This is a genomic window from Microbacterium hanjuni, assembly GCF_043556395.1.
Lineage (GTDB): Bacteria > Actinomycetota > Actinomycetes > Actinomycetales > Microbacteriaceae > Microbacterium.
Window position 1 is genome coordinate 1104134 of record NZ_JBIGIK010000001.1, and the last position, 17380, is coordinate 1121513.

Sequence of the window (17380 nt, forward strand, 5' to 3'; positions counted from 1 at the left end):
AGCCGCCGATAGCCTCTTTGATAGTTGCAGCGACCAGGAAAGGCAGCGCATGAGAGGCATCATCCTTGCGGGTGGTTCGGGGACGCGGTTGCATCCGATCACGTTGGGTGTGTCGAAGCAGTTGATCCCGGTGTATGACAAGCCGATGGTCTACTACCCGTTGTCGACGTTGATGTTGGCGGGGATTCGGGACATTTTGGTGATCACGACGCCGCATGATGCGGAGCATTTCGAGCGGTTGTTGGGTGATGGGTCGAAGTTCGGGATCAATCTGACGTTCGCGCAGCAGCCGTCTCCGGATGGTTTGGCGCAGGCGTTCACGATCGGTGCGGACCACATCGGGTCGGACAAGGTCGCCCTGGTGCTCGGTGACAACCTCCTTTACGGTCCCGGTCTGGGGACGCAGTTGGTGCGGTATGCGGATGTCGATGGGGGTGCGGTGTTCGCGTATTACGTGGCGGAGCCGTCGGCGTACGGGGTGGTGGAGTTCGATGATGCCGGGCGTGCGGTGTCGTTGGAGGAGAAGCCGAAGGATCCGAAGAGCAATTACGCCGTCCCGGGCCTGTACTTCTATGACAACGACGTGATCGAGATCGCCCGGAATCTGCAGCCTTCCCCGCGGGGGGAGTACGAGATCACGGATGTGAACCGGGCGTACCTGGACGCCGGGAAACTGCAGGTCGAGGTCCTCCCCAGGGGGACGGCGTGGCTGGACACGGGGACGTTCGATCAGATGATGGACGCCGGTGAATATGTCCGCACGATGGAGCGGCGCACGGGGATGCGGATCGGGGTGCCGGAAGAAGTCGCGTGGCGGGAGGGGTTCCTCACCGATGCGGAGTTGGAAGAACGCGCCGGCCGGTTGGTGAAGTCCGGGTACGGGGCGTACCTGCTGGATCTGTTGAAACGAGGAAAGTAACCCATGGCGCATCTTCTGGTCACCGGTGGTGCCGGGTTCATCGGCTCCAACTTCGTCCACCACGTCATCGACCACACCGACCACACCGTCACCGTGCTGGACAAACTCACCTACGCCGGAAACGAAGCCTCCCTCGCCGGGCTCCCGGAGGACCGGGTGAACCTCGTCGTCGGGGACATCGCCGATGCCGAGCTCGTGGACGGGTTGTTCGCGGACGCGGACGCGGTGGTGCATTACGCCGCCGAATCCCACAACGACAACTCGCTCAACGACCCGCGCCCGTTCCTGGACACCAACATCGTCGGCACCTACACGCTCCTCGAGGCGGCCCGGAAGCACGGCACCCGCTTCCACCACATCTCGACCGACGAGGTCTACGGGGACCTCGAGCTCGATGACCCCGCCCGGTTCACCGAGAACACCCCCTACAACCCCTCCTCCCCGTACTCCTCCACGAAGGCCGGCAGCGACCTGTTGGTGCGGGCGTGGGTGCGGTCCTTCGGGGTGCAGGCCACGATCTCGAACTGCTCCAACAATTACGGCCCGTATCAGCATGTGGAGAAGTTCATTCCCCGGCAGATCACGAACGTGATCCGCGGGATCCGCCCCAAGCTCTACGGCGCCGGGGAGAACGTCCGCGACTGGATCCACGCCGACGATCACTCCTCCGCGGTCCTCACCATCCTCGACAAGGGTGTCATCGGGGAGACGTACCTGATCGGCGCGGACGGGGAAAAAGACAACAAAACCGTCGTGGAACTCATCCTCACCCTGATGGGCCAGCCCGCGGACGCCTACGACCACGTCACCGACCGGGCCGGTCACGACATGCGGTACGCGATCGACTCCACCAAACTCCGCACCGAACTCGGCTGGGCCCCCCAATACCGGGACTTCGACGCGGGCCTTGCCGCGACGATCGACTGGTACCGCGAGAACGAGGCCTGGTGGGCCGGCGCGAAAGACGGCGTCGAAGCCTTCTACGCCACCAAGGGACAGTGACCGTGATCGAGTTCTCGAAACCCCTCGGTGTCACCGAGACCACCATCCCCGGCCTGGTCGTGTTCGACCTGCCCGTCCACGGCGACGCGCGGGGGTGGTTCAAGGAGAACTGGCAGCGGGAGAAGATGACCGCGCTGGGGCTGCCGGATTTCGGGCCGGTGCAGAACAACATCTCCTTCAACGATGCCGCCGGCACCACCCGCGGTATCCACGCCGAACCCTGGGACAAATGGGTCTCCGTCGCGACCGGGCGGATCTTCGGCGCCTGGGTCGACCTCCGCGAGGGCGACACCTTCGGTGCCGTGTACACCACCGAACTGGACCCCTCTAAAGCGATCTTCGTCCCCCGCGGTGTCGGCAACTCCTACCAAACCCTGGAGCCGGACACCGCGTACACGTATCTGGTGAACGACCACTGGTCCCCCACCGCCTCCTACACCTTCCTCAACCTCGCAGACGAAACCGCCGCCATCACCTGGCCCATCCCGCTGGACCAGGTGGAGATCAGCGCGAAAGACCTCGCGCACCCGCGCCTCGCCGACGTGGTCCCCATGACCCCCGCGAAGATCCTGATCACCGGCGCCAACGGGCAACTCGGCCGCGCTCTTCGCGACACCTTCGGTGACGCCCCCCATATCGAATACGCCACCCGCGCAGACCTCGACCTCACCGACCCGAACCTGGGCACGGCGCGGCGGTGGCGGGACTACTCGACCATCATCAACGCTGCCGCGTACACCGCCGTCGACACAGCCGAAACCCCCGACGGCAGAACCGCCGCGTGGGCCGGCAACGTCACCGCCATCACCAACCTCGCCCGCATCGCCACCGCCAACGGCATCACCCTCGTGCACGTCTCCAGCGACTACGTCTTCGACGGCACCAAACACGGCGAATACACGGAGGAAGACCCAGTCAGCCCCCTCGGCGTGTACGGACAAACCAAAGCCGCCGGCGACGCGATCGTGGCCACCGTCTCCCGGCACTACATCATCCGCACCAGCTGGGTCATCGGCGACGGCAACAACTTCGTCCGCACCATGGCCACCCTCGCCGCGAAGGGCGTCAACCCGACCGTCGTCAACGACCAAACCGGGCGCCTCACCTTCACCACCACCCTCGCCGACGCCATCGCACACCTCCTCAACATGCACGCCGAACCCGGAATCTACAACGTCACCAACACCGGCGAACCCACCACCTGGTACGACATCGCCCGCGAGGTTTACCGACTCACCGGCCACGACCCCGACCGCGTCACACCCGTATCGACCGCCGACTACTTCGCCAACGCCAAAGGCCCCGTCGCACCACGACCGAGCAACAGTTTGCTCTCGCTCAAGAAGATTGAGTCCAAGGGAGGCGCACTGCGAGACAGCGGGTCATCTCTCGTGACATACCTTGAGGCTGTGAAACACAGATAGGTAGCACCAGCTCAAACAGATTCATTTACGGGACGATGGCGTCTCGACAACCGAGCAATGTGTTCGCCCCTGATGATTTCTCGTTGATGGCCCAGACGCAGACCGACTTTCTCCCTGACTGACTCGGGATGCTCGTCGAGAACCCGTGACGATCACCCCCCGCAGGGTAAGCCGCTGCGACGTCCATTCGAGACAGGTCTGCCACCTTCGCGATCCCCACACCATCCACATAGATGTGGACAGCCGTAGGCTCTTTCCCGGTGTCACGATCCAGCGCCCAGCCCGCCACGTTAATCGTCCCGGGTGTGGCACTCACGACGTCAATGGACCCAATTGGCGCCGCATCCGTAACTGTTATCGAGCGACATCCGAGAAGCGTGTGTCCCCCAGCCGCGTCGTTGATCGCGAAGGCGCAGACGTCCGATTTCCCTACCGGGGCCGCCACCGTCGCGGAGAATCCGTGGTTAGCTCCGGACCCGGGATATGCTCGCGCGACGTCCGGCCTGGAAACGGACGCGATGTGGGCGGACCCCTCGCCGCGGACATAGACGTGAACTTCAATGGGAGTCGTAATGTCGGGATCGATAGCCCATCCGTCCACCCGGACTTTCCCCCCTTGAACGGTCACGGTGTCAAGGCTTCCAAACGGGATGCCCGGTACCACGACCTCCTCACAAGTCATGTTGAGCGTCTCGCCCGACTTGACGTTTATGGCGAAGAGGCAAAGCTGGTGAGCACCGCGCGAAGCGGGCAGGACGGTGTCGAAACCGTGCTGGCCGCCCCAGCCCGGATAGGCAGCGGCAACGTCGGGGCGGGCACCATTAGCGACGAACGGGGTTCCTGCGTCGTCAACGTACGCGTGCACTTCGATTGGGTCCGGACTATCTGGGTCAAAAGCCCAGCCTTGAAGCGAGATTCCGCCGTCTATCCCCTCGATTCTGTCGATGGAACCAACCGGCGACCCCACGAGAGCTGTTACCGTGCGGCAACCGAGGAGAGTGTTCCCTCCGACTCCGACATTGATAGCGAACGAGCAGACCTCATAGCTCCCGCTCGCTGGGACAGGTATGCGTAGGTCGAAGCCATGCTGCGATCCGAGCTGGGGGTAAGCCGCGCCCACATCGGGACGGTTTCCCTCTGCTCGGACCGCGACGCCGACGCCGTTCACGTAGGTATGCACCTCGATCGACGAAGAGGTTTCCGGATCCACGGCCCACCCACTGACCTGCACTCCGCCGGGCGCCCCTCGCACGATATCAAGACTCCCGAAGGGGGACTGGTTGACCGCCGGCGTCTGAGTTGAGCCGAACCAATCGGTGTAGAGCCGCCAGAAGTTGCGGTTGCCGTACGCGGAGCAGTTGTCACCCGTGCCGTAAAGGTTGTTCAGGGCCGCCGTGTTCGGCGTGTACGGCGTATAGATATACAGCCCAGCTGTCGCCTGGTTCTCGATGTATACGCGCGCCGAACCGCACCTCCGGGAAGAATCGGGGTGGTACAGGATGTTGTTCCATCGCCCCGCCTGATAGCCCCAGGAGGACGCAGTCAGCCGGTAGATCTCGTACTGTCGGGCGGCGTAGTAGACCTGGTAGAAAAAGCCCGCGGTTGCCTTGTCGCACGGGGCCGTGTCTGGGCATCCCTGACCCGTCGCCGCAGAATACTGTCCTGCTTCCGGCCAGGTCGAGGTCACGAGTGACTGCTCTTTTTGCAGCAGCACCAGCAACACCTTCTGGCTGATTCCGCAGGAGCGCGCGACATTGTCGATGATCTGCGCGGCGGACTCGCTCGACCGGCCGGTGTAACCGTTGCAATACCGGTCGGCAGCGCGGTTATCGGTGTTCTGCCGATAATCCTTGAGACAGGTGTAGCCGGCGCGGCAATTCGGCACCTGGCGATTGAGAAAGCTCTGCACCCCGTTCGCGTCCAACGCCTGAGAGTCATAGAACAGTTGATCGCTGATGATATTGCCGGGGTTGAAGTCCGAAGCCACAGCCGCTTCGCTCGAAGGGACAGGGGCTACCGTGGCCGGCAACGATACGAGGAGTGCGACAGCAGACGCGAATACCGCGAGCAGACCCATCCAGGATCGCAACCGCCTTCGTTGCGGAGTCACTCTGCGGACCCCAGGGCGGTGACAGCGGATTGCGCTTGCGTCGACGCGGACTGGTAACTGATCTGGAAGCTTCCCGAGGTGAGGGATTCAGATGGGACCGAGAGCGACATGACACCGCAATACGTGACGCCGTTGCCCTCCGTGCCGCTCACCGTGGTGGACGCTCCGGACTCCAGCAGCTCCAGGGTGCAGGTGCCGTTCGACTCACTCACGCCAGGCACCATGCCGGTGACTTCGAGCGTGGAGCCCGAGAGGTTCGCTGTCACGACCAAGACTTCCCCCACTGCGGGCGTGACCGGGGTCGAGGCACTGCCCGAGGGACTCGGCGACGGCACAGGCGCGGTCGGCGTTGATGCGGGCGACTGGCTTGCGGTCGGGCTGGGCTCACCGGCCGAGGAGCTCGCGCTCGGCGTTGCCAAAGCGCCGCCGGGCTGTGTCCCGCAGGCGGCCAACAGCAAGACACCGGCACACAGGGCGCTCGCTACCCCGAGACGAAGGCGACCGGGACGCACAACTTTGAACCTCATGTTGACAGTTTGATGTATGAACGCCCAGAACGCGCGCCGACGCGCATAACGATCTCAGCGGCGGCGGAGCCGCTCTCGCAGCCGACGCACGCGTGACATCACGGGCTGGTGCGCATCGATCTCGTGGCGCATCCCATCGAGCAGCGCCCGATCCTGCTCATCGAGCCGGCGGTCGAGCTCGTCGAGTCGTTCGAGAAGGCGGGCTTCCCTGCCCGCGAGGTACAGCGGAAGGCCCAGCCCCTCACGCTCGACCCACTCGGCCAGGGCGCGATCGCGCACGAGCTGATCGTCTCGTCGGTGTTCGGACGCGAGGTCGAACATGCTGTTCGCTTCGGCCCCCGACGCCTGGGGGCGTTGCGTCCAATAGGCCAGCACGCGCTCGCCGATGAAGCCGATCGGATGCTTCGCCAGCACGCGCAGGTAGAACTCCCAGTCCTCGACCGCGTCGAGAGACTCGTCGTACCAGCCGACCTCGTCATGTACGGCACGGCGGTAGAGCATCGAGATCGGTACGGCGCGGTTGACCTGAAGCATTTCGCTGAGCGAAATCCGCTCCATGTCGGCCCAGAAGCGCACTCGGCCACTCTCGACCCAGGCGCCGTCGCGCTCGACCTCGTAGACGATCTCGGTCGCGGTGGCGACGCCGGCATCCACCGGATGGGTGTCGAGCGCGGCCACGGTGACGTCGAGGAAATCAGGGTGCCACCGGTCGTCGTCATCGTGCAGCACGACGAACTCGGCATTCGTTGCGCGGATCCCCCGGTTGGCGGCGATGCAACGCCCGCCCTCCCCCGGCGGGATGTGGATCACGGTCGTTTGTGCGGAAGCATCCGACTCGGCGATGACCTGGTCGACTTCGCCCGGGTCGCCACCATCGTTGACCACGACGATCTGCCAGTCCTCGAATCGCTGGGCGGCGATGTCTGCCAGAGCACGAGCGAGAAACGCCGGCCGCTTGCGGGTACGGACGACGATACCGACGCGAGCAGACATGTCCTCGAGCATAGGGTCGGCCTACAGCTCGGCGTGCAGCTGCCACACCTGCTCGGCGGCCTCGCGCCACGAGAAGCCCTGCGCGCGGTCGGTGGATAGAACCCGCAAGCGGTCGGAGGTCTCACCCACGGCTTGGGCCACCGCGGCACCCAAGTCGGCCGGCGCCACGATGAGCCCCGCGTCGGCCAGCACCTCGCGGTGCGCGGGCGAGTCGGCGGCGACCACTGGGATGCCGACGGTCAGCGCCTCCACGACCCGCCACGGCCAGTCCGTCCGCTCGGACGGGGCGACGAACGCCATCGCCGACCCCAGCACGGCGGCGCGGTCCCAAGCGTCGAGTGCCCCGCGGGCGTGCACGCGCCCCTCGGGCAGCCCGGCGGCCGCGGCGATGTCGGCCACGGCGGGCTCGGCTCCGGCCGGGCAGTCGAGCACCACGACGTCGGCGCTCTCCCCTGACTCCACGACGGCGCGGAATCCTGCGGCAAGGCCATCGGATGCTGCGCGGCCGCCCGACAGGGCGATGAACGAGGTGGGCAGGTCGAGGGCTCTCAGCCGCCCGACGACGTCGCCGGGCACGCGATATCCCTCTGGCGCGGCCCCCGCGATGACCCGGATCCGCCGGCCGAACTTGCCGAGCTTCGCCAGGGCATCGGCCATCGCATGCGAGGGCACCACGATCGCGTCGGCGTGCCGCTCGGCGCGCCGCAGCATCGCGCGGTGCCACAACACGTCGGGCTTCGACAGGGTGTCAGGGGCCTCCCACGCGCGCAGATCCCAGAGCGTCGCGACGACCTGATGGGTGTCGTTGACGCGGTCGTGGCGCACGAGCGGGGCCAGCAGCGTCGGCGAGTGGATCATGCCCTTCCCGATACCGGGAGCGATGCCGAACTGCCATGACGCCGCCAGCTCGCGCCGCGCAAGGGCGAGCCGTTGCACCTCGGCGAGCCCGATGGCATCCGTCTCCCCCAATCCGGGAGCGGGGACGATGCCGTCCACGACGCACCCCGTCGGCGCCGTCGCGATGAGGGCGTTCGTCAGTTGCCGGGATGCTTCGGCCAGCACCGGCGAGCTCGGGGAGACCAGCTGGTCGAGCACCACGCGGAGGGCGACACTCACGGGCTCGGCTCCGCCGTCGGCGGGTGCAGGGCAGCGCGGATGACTTCTTGCACGGCAGCGACGTTGGGCTTGTCCTGATCGACTCCGGCACCGTCAGGGGTCAGCTCGATCGTGGTGACCGGCTGCTCCTTCGCCTTCAGAGCGAGATCCGCGAGCATGGGGAGCAATCCCTGCGGCAGATCGGTCTGCATGAGGTTCGACGTCGCCGCGGCGACTCCCTGGTAGCGCGTGAGGACGGTCTGCGGAGTGAACTGCGCGATCATCGCCTCCTGCAGCTGACGCTGTCGCCGCATGCGGTCGAAATCGCTGGTCGTGTAGCGCGACCGCGCGTACCACTGCGCCGTGTCACCGTCCATGTGCTGGGGTCCGGCCTCGATCCAGCCCGAGGCCCATTCTTCAGCGGATTCTCCGCTGTAACGGGGACCGCCGCCCTCGGGCAGACGCTCGTCGACCGTGATGTCGACGCCGCCGAGTGCATCGACCATCTCAGCGAAGCCGTGCATGTCGATGAAGACGTAATAGGGGATCTCGATGCCGAGCAGACCCTCGGCGGCGTCCTTCGTCGCCTCGACACCCGGCTCGGAGTTGTTGTCGCGGGCGTCGGGGTACAGCGAATCGCCATCGCGGCACACCTCGACCTCGGTGCGCAGCTGGTTGATGCCGCTCCCCCAACCGCAGTTCGGGTCGGACTTGCCGGTGTGGACGTCGGGATAGAGCGTCTTCATCGGCCCCTCGGAGAAGGGGAAATGTCCGAGATCGCGCGGGATACCGGTGATCGTGGTGGCGCCGGTATCGGCGTTGACGGAGACGACCGAGATGCTGTCGAACCGCATCGAGTCGCGGCCCTCGCCGCTGTCCGCGCCCAAGAGCAGGATGTTGTAGTACCCGTCGGACGGTGGCACGACCTCCGCCGACGATCCGAAGATGGAGCTCAGTGCCTCGCGCGTGGACCCCGTCACCTGGGCCCCGTAGGCGGCGGCGGAGGAGGAGACCGCGACGAGCACGAGGGCGAGCACAGGGATGCCGATCCGCGACAGCGGCTTCGCCTTGACGAGCTTCACGAGGCGCAGGGTGTCGATCGTCAGCACGATCCAGAGCACGGCATAGGCGATGAAGAGGGCCTGGATGAGGAGTAACGGCACCGGGCGAAGCAGCGACAGCGGCGCGGGGATCCACAGTCCGGCAACGATCGAGAACGCCCCGGCCGGCCAGAGCAGCGCGCAGAGCCCAGCGAGGATGAGCAACGCCCAGAGGAAGACGGTCGCGCCCAGACCGAAGCGGCCGAGCTTGCGGCTGCCGGCGAGCACCTGCGCCGACCCGGGCAACAGGAAGTTGAGGGCGACGAGCCACCAGCCGCGCCGCGTCATCATGTTCGCCGAGGCGAGATCGGGGTTGCGCAGCGGGCGCGTCTCGATGAGGCGGGGCTGCACGGGCCGGTGGTGGCGCGGCGCCGAGATCACGCTCACAGGGAGTCCTTCAGACGACGGTTCTTCTCCTCGACCTGACCCTCGAGGTCACGGGCGAAGGCTTCGACCCGGTCGGCGAGGTCGGCGTCCGCGGAACCGAGGATGCGGGCGGCCAGTAAGCCGGCATTGCGTGCGCCGTTGATCGAGACGGTCGCGACGGGGATGCCGGCGGGCATCTGCACGATGCTCAGCAGCGAGTCGAGGCCGTCGAGGGTGGCCAACTGCACGGGCACCCCGATGACGGGAAGGGCGGTGACGGATGCGAGCATCCCGGGCAGGTGCGCGGCGCCGCCGGCGCCCGCGATGATCACGCGCAGGCCCCGCGCGCGGGCCTCGCGACCGTAGCGGATGAGCTTGTCGGGGGTGCGGTGAGCCGACACCACCTCGACCTCGTGAGCGATACCGAAGTCGGTGAGCGCCTGGGAAGCGTCGGCCATGACGCGCCAGTCGGAGTCGGAGCCCATGACGACGCCGACCACGGGCGCGTCGGAAGAGTGAAGCGGTCGGGTCACGCCCCCAGGCTAGGCGGCAACTCTGCAAGATCGCCGCAATGACGCGGCCCGCCCTGGCCCGGGCCGTTCCGGAGGAGCGCCGGCCGCGGCGGCGCAGCATCCGCTCTTCGTAGACTGCGACGCGATGGACTCCGCACACGCCCCGTTCTCCCCGCTCACCCCCGCGCTCGTCACGGTGGGCGGTCGGCGCGTGGAGGTGTTCGACGTCGGGGCCTCGACCGCCGGCGAACCGGTCATCGTGCTGCTCACCGGCGCCGGCGACACCGTGCGCTCCTGGCTGCCCGTGCAGACCCTGCTCTCGCGGCAGTCGCGGGTGCTCGCTTACGAGCGGGCGGGGATCGGCGCGAGCGAACCGGGTCCGCCGCGCACCCTCGAAGGTTTCCTGGCCGAACTCGACGCGGTGCTGGCCGCGACCGCGCCCGACAGCCGCGTGCTTCTCGTGGGCCACTCCTTCGGCGCGCTGCTGGCCCGCGTCCACGCCGCCCGGCATCCCCAGCGCGTCGCCGGCCTTGTGCTACTGGACGCGACCCCCGAGACGCTCCAGCTCGACGTGCTCCGCCGCCCCGGGTATCGCCTCTACGTCGGCAGCATCGCGCTGGTGCGCCGACTCCTTCCTGGCGCGGTGTTCGGTCGCCTGGTCAGCGGCAACGTGCTGCCCTACTACCCGGGGCGCGGGCCGTTCTGGCGGCAGCTCGGTCCCGCCGCGCGCCGCGACTGGCAGCGGGCGGTGCACGCGCTGTTCGTCGGCGAGGCGGTCGCCGAGATGCGGGCCGTTCTGCCCGGCGCGACGGCAGCCGCACGTGAGTTCGCGGCCGACGGCGCATCGCTCGGCGACCTGCCCGTCGCCCTCGTCACGAGCGGCACGTACGGTCGCGGCTGGATCCGTCTCCACGATGCCGTCGCGGCGCGGTACCCGCGGGCGACGCATGAGCTTTCGGGCGACCGCTTCCACAACATCCACATGCGTCACGCCGATCGCGTGGTGAACATCGTGCGCGACATGCTCGCCGACGCGACCGAGCAGCATCCGAGCGGCGAGACTGGGAGTCACACCCCTGAGGAGACCCCGTGACGCTTCCCGATGCGCTGCTCGACCTGCTGAACAAGCCGAGCCCCTGCTTCCTCTCGACGATCATGCCCGACGGCTCGCCGCAGGTGACCGAGACCTGGGTGGGCACCGACGGCGAGAACGTCATCATCAACACGGTCGTCGGCTTCGTGAAGGTGCGCAACGTCGAGCGCGACCCCCGTGTCGCCCTCGCGATCCAGGATCCGGCGAACCCGTTCCGCTACATCCAGGTGCGCGGCCGCGTGATCTCGATGACCACCGAGGGCGGTGCCGAGAACATCGACGCCCTCTCGCAGAAGTACACCGGCCGTCCCTACCCCTGGTACGGCGGACGCGACCAGCAGCGCATCATCCTCACCATCTCGGCCGACAAGGTCAGCGGCGAAGGCTGAGCAGGCTCAGTCGAGGAAGACGGATGCTGCCGCTCGAGCTTCGTACACGACGTCGTCGAGGTCGTCCCCGGCTACGTTGACGTGCCCCACCTTGCGGCCCGGTCGCGGAGCCTTGCCGTAGGTGTGGATCTTCGCGTGCGGGTGCCCCGCCATGGCGGGGCCGATCCGCGCGTCCATCGATCCTTCGGTCGGACCGCCGAGGATGTTCACCATCGCCGCCCACGGCTGCGTGGCCGCGGTGTCACCGAGGGGGAGGTCGAGCACCGCGCGCAGGTGCTGCTCGAACTGACCCGTGACGGCGCCGTCCTGGCTCCAGTGACCGCTGTTGTGCGGCCGCATGGCCAGCTCGTTGACGAGGATGCGACCGTCTCCGGTCTCGAACAGCTCGACCGCCAGCATCCCGGTCACCCCCAGCGCCTCGGCGATCAGGACCCCGAGGTCGGCGGCGGCGCGGACCAACTGCTCGGTGGCGCCCGGCGCCGGCGCGATCGCTTCGGCGCAGACGCCTCCGCGCTGCACGGTCTCCGCCAGCGGGTACACGCGCGTCTCCCCGGAAGGGCGGCGCGCCACCTGCTGGGCGAGTTCCCGGCGGAACTGCACCAGTTCTTCCACCAGCAGCATGCCGCCCCGGGCGTCTTCGTTCAGAGCGGTGAACCAGTCGGCGGCTTCGGTCGCCGCGGTCACGACGCGCACACCCTTGCCGTCGTACCCGCCGCGGGGGGTCTTCACGACCGCCCGGCCGCCGTGCTCGTCGATGAAGCGCTGCAGTTCGGTGGCGTCGGAGACCGCCGCCCACTCCGGCTGCGGCACCCTGAGCTCGGCCATGCGCGCGCGCAGGACGAGTTTGTCCTGCGCGACGGCGAGCGCCGCGGATCCGGGCCGCACCGCCGCGCCGTCCTGCTCCAGTGCCGTCAGGACGTGCTGCGGCACGTGCTCGTGGTCGAAGGTGATGACGTCGACGTCACGGGCGAAGGCGAGCACCGTGTCGACGTCGTGGTAGTCGCCCACGGCGGTGGCGGCGAGCGCCGCGGCCATGCCGGGCTCCTCGGCGAGCACGCGCAGTTCGACACCGAGCTCAACGGCGGGCGCGATCATCATCCGCGCCAGTTGTCCGCCCCCGATAACTCCGACTCGCAGCGCCATGCCACCCCTTTCGACCCCTCCATCATCGCGCAACCGCGCGCGATGATCACAGACGGGAACTCAGGCGGGAGCGGAGCCGATCGGGAGGGACTGCGCGTCGCGGTGCGCCAGGATCTGGTTGACCTCGACCTGGTCGACGAGCACTTCGTACACGAGGTCGACATTGGGCACGCGTCGGAGGCGCAGAGCCGCGTCCATCCCGTTCGACAGCACCAGGGTGCCGCCTCCCGCGATCCGCTGGAAGACGCCACGGCGCACCTGCACGGTATAGCCGCGAACGTGGGTGAGCTCGCGGCGACGCGAGCCGAACGCGCCTTCGCGCGCGATGACGCGGCGCGTGGTGATCGTGTAGGTGTGAGCGAGCCAGCTGATGTAAGGCAGCACCACCAGCAGCAGCACGATCACCCCGGCGGCGGTGAGCAGCATCCAATCGGCGAACGGCTCGGGCAGGTTGCTGTATAAGAACCCCGTCGCTCCGGCCACGGCGATCAGCACGAGGGCCGAGAGGAACAGCCGCGATGCCCGGGGCCGGAACCGCGCCACCCGCAACTCGGGCGTCGGCGCGCCGGGCGCCGGCATGAGCGGGCGCCCACCCACGGTACTCGGCTGGGTCACGCTCTTATTCTGATGCCGACGGAGGTCTTCGGGGCGCTCTGGCGCCCGGGCGTGTCGCGCGATGACCTGCGGTTTCAGCGCACGTGCGTCACGTCGCCCGCGGCGACGGCGACCTCGACATCGCCCGAGATCACGACGAGGCGCCCGTCGCCGTCGATGCGCTGGGCGTGGCCGACCAGGGTCGAGCCGTCGGGGAGCGAGACCGAGACCTCGCTGCTGAGCGTGAGGCACAGCGCCTCGACCTCGCCGAGCACGCCGGAGGCGGCAGCATCCCCTCCCGCAGCGATCAGGGCGGTCAGCTGCTCGTCGAGGGCGGTCAGGTACGACGCCATCAGTCGGTCGTCATCGCATTCCAGGCCGAGCGCTGCGAACGACGTCGCGGTGGTGACCGGCAGGTCGGCGGGGGTCATGCGGGTGTTGACGCCGGCGCCGATCACGACCGCGTCGAAGGTACCGGGCAGGGCTTCGGCCAGGATGCCGCAGATCTTGGCCCCGTCGACGAGCACGTCGTTGGGCCACTTGAGGCCGGCGGTGTTGCCCGTGCCGAGCAGCTGCGCGGCGACCGCGCGGGTCATGGCGGCGCCCGCGATCAGCGGGATCCACCCGCGCGCGGCGATGGGCAGGGCCCCGACGCGCACCAGCACCGAGATGGCCAGCGCCGTGCCGGGAGGGGCGGTCCACGCGCGGTCGAGGCGCCCGCGTCCGGCCCGCTGGTCGGTAGTGACGAGGGTCGACAGATGCGGCCAGCCGTCGAGGTCGGCGGATGCTGCGGCCACCACGTCGGCATTCGTGGAATCGGTCGTCTCCACCACCTGCAGTCGAGGGCTGACTGCGGCGGTGAGCGGATACCCTTCGGCGCGGATCGGCATGCCCGAAACATTACGCGGGGCCTGCGGCCCAGCATCCACTCTTGACACCCACGCTCCGGCACCGGTCGTTTCATACCTCCTTCCGGAGGACTTTCGGCCGGCTGGAGGAGAAACTGCTCGGGCCAGTCCTCTGCTCGCCCGAGGCTCCTCCTGTCGGCAGGGCTGAAACGTCTCCTCCCCAGCGGGTCAGACGATCCTGGACCACGCAGACCTTCACCGACGGCCACCACGCCGAGGACGGACATCGGATGCTGGGCCATGGCCATCAGGAAACCGGGGCTTCGACCGCTGCTTCGCGGGGGGATCTATCTCCATCGCGATGACCTGCTCGAGCGCGGGTGGCGTGCGGATGCTGTTCGCCGAGCGGCGAAGAACGAAGGATTGCTGCTGCTTCGCCGGCAATGGATCGTTGCCGCCGATGCGCCCGCGGACTACATCGCCGCAGCGCAGCTGGGCGGATGCCTCACCTGCGGGTCCGGTGCCGCGGCACTGAACCTGTGGCGCCCGGGAACGAGCACCGCGATACACCTCGCACTGCCCCCGCACTCCTCGGTCGCAACGGACGGCACACATCGGCACTACTCCCGCGGGGTGGTCACCCGCCCGGCGCGGAACTTGGTTGACGCGATCGAGAACATCCTGGCGCTGTCAGCAACATGCATGGTCTTCGAGGACGCGCTCTCCGTCTGGGAGTCGGCCCTCAACAAGGGGCTCGTCGACCGCCCCACACTGGAGGCGATCGCTTGGCGGGGAGACACAGCGCGCCGTCTGTGCGAGGAAGCCGGACGCTCTTCGGACTCGGGTCTCGAGTCGCTCGCGGTACGACGCCTCGGCCGCATCGGCGTCCGTGTGCTGCAGCAGGTCGTGATCGGAGGCCGCCCGGTGGACGGACTAGTCGGCGCGCGCCTCGTGCTGCAGATCGACGGGTTCGAGCACCACTCGGACGCCCGCCAGCGGCGATCCGACATCGGTCACGACCGCTCGCTTCGTCTCGCCGGATACACCGTGCTGCGCTACGACTACCACCAGGTGATCAATGAATGGCCGCGGGTCGAGGCGGAGATCCTGCGGGCGATGGCCCAGGGGCTGCACCTCGCCCCTCGCGCTTGAGATCGCAGCATCCGCCCCCGCCCTTTTCTGCGCCCGCGAGGAGAATCGGCTGAGCGGAGGAACTCTCGCCGGGAAACCTCCTCCTCTCAGCCGAAACTCCTCCTCTCACCGGGAGCCCGGCCCTCCCGAGGGCGGGGAGGTGGAGGGCTGCCACAGGGGATCCGGCGCGCGATTGTGCCGACCCTCCAAGGGCCCGGCGGAGCCCGCCGATAGGGTGGAACCCGTGACAGAGCAGCCCGACCACTCGACCACCGCCGGCAAGATCGCCGACCTTCGCGCGAGGTACCAGGAGGCCGTGGTCGACGCCGAGGCGGCCGCGCAAGCCAAACAGCACGCGAAGCACAAGCTCACCGCGCGTGAGCGCATCGAGATGCTCGTCGACCCCGGCAGCTTCGTCGAGCTCGACGAGTACGTGCGCCACCGCACAACCGCGTTCGGCATGGACAAGTCCCGGCCCTTCGGCGACTCCGTCGTCACGGGCACCGGCACCATCCACGGCCGCACGGTCGCCGTCTACGCGCAGGACTTCTCCACCTTCGGCGGCTCGCTCGGCGAAGCGGCCGGCAACAAGATCATCAAGGTCCAGGAACTGGCGCTGCGCAGCGGCATCCCCATCATCGGCATCCTCGACTCCGGGGGCGCGCGCATCCAGGAGGGCGTGATCGCGCTCGGCAAGTACGGCGAGATCTTCCGCCTCAACACCGCGGCCTCGGGCGTCATCCCGCAGATCTCCCTCATCATGGGCCCGGCTGCCGGCGGCGCGGTGTACTCGCCTGCCCTCACCGACTTCGTGATCATGGTCGACAAGACCAGCCAGATGTTCGTCACCGGCCCCGACGTGATCAAGACCGTCACCGGCGAGGACGTCGGCATGGAAGAACTCGGCGGCGCCTACACGCACAACACCCGCTCCGGCGTCGCGCACTACCTCGCCGAAGACGAGGACGACGCGATCGATTACGCGCGCACCCTGCTCGGTTATCTGCCCGACAACAACATGGCGGAAGCTCCCGTCTACGAGAGCGGTTTCGAGTTCGAGACGACGGATGCTGATCGCTCGCTCAACCTCGTGATCCCCGACTCGCCGAACCAGCCGTACGACATCCATGAGGTGATCTCCGGACTGGTCGACAACGGCGAGTTCCTCGAGGTGCAGCCGCTGTTCGCCCCGAACATCGTGATCGGCTTCGGACGCATCGAGGGCCGCACCGTCGGCATCATCGCCAACCAGCCCTCGCAGATGGCGGGCACGCTCAACATCGACGCGGGCGAGAAGGCGAGCCGGTTCGTGCGCTTCTGCGACGCGTTCTCCGTGCCGATCGTCACCCTCGTCGACGTGCCCGGCTACCTGCCCGGAACCGACCAGGAGTGGACCGGCGTCATCCGCCGCGGCGCGAAGCTGCTCTACGCCTACGCCGAGGCAACCGTGCCGCTCGTGACCGTGATCCTGCGCAAGGCCTACGGCGGCGCCTACATCGTGATGGGCTCCAAGCAGCTGGGCGCCGACGTCAACCTCGCGTGGCCGACGGCCGAGATCGCGGTGATGGGCGGCCAGGGCGCCGTGAACATCCTCTACCGCGGTGAGATCAAGCGGGCGGAGGCGGCCGGCGAAGACGTCGCCGCGGTGCGCACCCGCCTCGCGAACGAATACACCTACAACGTGGCCTCGCCGTTCCTGGCCGCCGAACGCGGCGAGCTCGACGGCATCATCGAGCCGGCGCAGACGCGCGTGTCGATCGCGAAGGCGCTGCGCGCCCTCCGCGGCAAGCGCGCCAGTATGCCCGCCAAGAAGCACGGGAACATCCCGCTGTGATCCATAACACTGCGATCGATGACGCTGCGTTCGATGACGCTGCGATGAACGACGCTGTCCCCGCGCCCTCCGTCGAGGTGCTCCGCGGCGATCCCACGGCCGCGGAACTCGCCGCCCTGATCGCCGTCGTCGGGGAGGCCTATCTCGAGGAATCCCCCGCGGACTGCGCCGAGATCGCCCCCGTTCGATCGCGGTGGGACGTGACTGCCCGAGGGCTTCGCCAGCCCCTCGCGCGCGAGCGCGGCTGGGGCGGCTTCAGCGGCTGATCCGGCTGTTGGCCGGGGTCCAGAAATGTCCCCC

Annotated in this window: 17 protein-coding genes; 8 read left to right on the forward strand and 9 right to left on the reverse strand. The window is 67.9% G+C overall.

The window, feature by feature from the left end; genetic code table 11:
- Positions 1–49 precede the first annotated feature (49 nt).
- Genes rfbA through rfbD form a run of 3 tightly spaced genes read left to right on the forward strand, consistent with a single transcriptional unit; the run spans position 50 to position 3345 of the window.
- Complete coding sequence (rfbA, locus tag ACFXP5_RS05545; RefSeq protein ID WP_394543829.1) at positions 50–919, forward strand: glucose-1-phosphate thymidylyltransferase RfbA; 870 nt, start codon at positions 50–52, stop codon at positions 917–919.
- A 3-nt stretch (positions 920–922) separates the two neighbouring features.
- Positions 923–1921, forward strand: a complete 999-nt coding sequence (gene rfbB, locus ACFXP5_RS05550; RefSeq protein ID WP_394543830.1) for a dTDP-glucose 4,6-dehydratase — start codon at positions 923–925, stop codon at positions 1919–1921.
- The gene (gene rfbD, locus ACFXP5_RS05555; protein ID WP_394543831.1) at positions 1918–3345 is read left to right on the forward strand and encodes a dTDP-4-dehydrorhamnose reductase; all 1428 of its coding nucleotides are present in this window, start codon (positions 1918–1920) and stop codon (positions 3343–3345) included. The genes rfbB and rfbD overlap by 4 nt, the downstream gene beginning before the upstream one ends.
- 25 nt (positions 3346–3370) lie before the next feature.
- Here the strand turns inward: rfbD and ACFXP5_RS05560 are convergent, their stop codons facing one another.
- From ACFXP5_RS05560 to purE, 6 genes are all read right to left on the reverse strand, one after another.
- Entirely contained in the window at positions 3371–5332 is a 1962-nt protein-coding gene (locus ACFXP5_RS05560) for a hypothetical protein (RefSeq protein WP_394543832.1), read from the reverse strand.
- Positions 5333–5451: 119 nt separating this feature from the next.
- A complete protein-coding gene (locus ACFXP5_RS05565; protein WP_394543833.1) occupies positions 5452–5721 on the reverse strand; it encodes a hypothetical protein in 270 nt (89 codons plus the stop codon).
- 315 nt (positions 5722–6036) lie between these two features.
- On the reverse strand, positions 6037–6975 hold the full coding sequence (locus tag ACFXP5_RS05570; protein WP_394543835.1) for a glycosyltransferase family 2 protein: 939 nt from the start codon (positions 6973–6975) through the stop codon (positions 6037–6039).
- A 21-nt stretch (positions 6976–6996) separates the two neighbouring features.
- A complete protein-coding gene (locus ACFXP5_RS05575) occupies positions 6997–8091 on the reverse strand; it encodes a glycosyltransferase (protein WP_394543836.1) in 1095 nt (364 codons plus the stop codon).
- The gene (locus ACFXP5_RS05580; RefSeq protein ID WP_394543838.1) at positions 8088–9557 is read right to left on the reverse strand and encodes an LCP family protein; all 1470 of its coding nucleotides are present in this window, start codon (positions 9555–9557) and stop codon (positions 8088–8090) included. Before ACFXP5_RS05580 ends, ACFXP5_RS05575 begins: the two co-directional genes overlap by 4 nt.
- Positions 9554–10021, reverse strand: coding sequence for a 5-(carboxyamino)imidazole ribonucleotide mutase (gene purE / locus ACFXP5_RS05585; RefSeq protein ID WP_394529513.1), 468 nt, complete (start codon positions 10019–10021; stop codon positions 9554–9556). The genes ACFXP5_RS05580 and purE overlap by 4 nt, the downstream gene beginning before the upstream one ends.
- A 172-nt stretch (positions 10022–10193) precedes the next feature.
- Here purE and ACFXP5_RS05590 point away from each other — a divergent pair, with 172 nt between their 5' ends.
- Together ACFXP5_RS05590 and ACFXP5_RS05595 are read left to right on the forward strand one after the other, a co-directional pair.
- Positions 10194–11141, forward strand: coding sequence for an alpha/beta fold hydrolase (locus tag ACFXP5_RS05590; RefSeq protein ID WP_394543840.1), 948 nt, complete (start codon positions 10194–10196; stop codon positions 11139–11141).
- On the forward strand, positions 11138–11530 hold the full coding sequence (locus ACFXP5_RS05595) for a PPOX class F420-dependent oxidoreductase (protein ID WP_394543841.1): 393 nt from the start codon (positions 11138–11140) through the stop codon (positions 11528–11530). Before ACFXP5_RS05590 ends, ACFXP5_RS05595 begins: the two co-directional genes overlap by 4 nt.
- 6 nt (positions 11531–11536) lie before the next feature.
- Here ACFXP5_RS05595 and ACFXP5_RS05600 read toward each other — a convergent pair whose 3' ends face one another.
- The 3 genes from ACFXP5_RS05600 to ACFXP5_RS05610 all read right to left on the reverse strand — a co-directional run bounded on the left by ACFXP5_RS05600 (position 11537) and on the right by ACFXP5_RS05610 (position 14157).
- A complete protein-coding gene (locus ACFXP5_RS05600) occupies positions 11537–12673 on the reverse strand; it encodes a 5-(carboxyamino)imidazole ribonucleotide synthase (RefSeq protein WP_394543843.1) in 1137 nt (378 codons plus the stop codon).
- Between the two features lie 60 nt (positions 12674–12733).
- Entirely contained in the window at positions 12734–13288 is a 555-nt protein-coding gene (locus tag ACFXP5_RS05605; protein ID WP_394543844.1) for a PH domain-containing protein, read from the reverse strand.
- Positions 13289–13362: 74 nt separating this feature from the next.
- Positions 13363–14157 (reverse strand): biotin--[acetyl-CoA-carboxylase] ligase, encoded by a 795-nt coding sequence (locus ACFXP5_RS05610; protein WP_394543845.1) that lies wholly within the window; start codon positions 14155–14157, stop codon positions 13363–13365.
- Between the two features lie 258 nt (positions 14158–14415).
- Here ACFXP5_RS05610 and ACFXP5_RS05615 point away from each other — a divergent pair, with 258 nt between their 5' ends.
- The 3 genes from ACFXP5_RS05615 to ACFXP5_RS05625 all read left to right on the forward strand — a co-directional run bounded on the left by ACFXP5_RS05615 (position 14416) and on the right by ACFXP5_RS05625 (position 17346).
- Positions 14416–15267, forward strand: a complete 852-nt coding sequence (locus ACFXP5_RS05615; RefSeq protein ID WP_394543847.1) for an endonuclease domain-containing protein — start codon at positions 14416–14418, stop codon at positions 15265–15267.
- A gap of 214 nt (positions 15268–15481) precedes the next feature.
- Positions 15482–17080 (forward strand): acyl-CoA carboxylase subunit beta, encoded by a 1599-nt coding sequence (locus ACFXP5_RS05620; protein WP_394529263.1) that lies wholly within the window; start codon positions 15482–15484, stop codon positions 17078–17080.
- Positions 17077–17346, forward strand: a complete 270-nt coding sequence (locus ACFXP5_RS05625) for an acyl-CoA carboxylase subunit epsilon (RefSeq protein ID WP_394543848.1) — start codon at positions 17077–17079, stop codon at positions 17344–17346. Before ACFXP5_RS05620 ends, ACFXP5_RS05625 begins: the two co-directional genes overlap by 4 nt.
- The last annotated feature ends 34 nt before the right edge of the window (positions 17347–17380 follow it).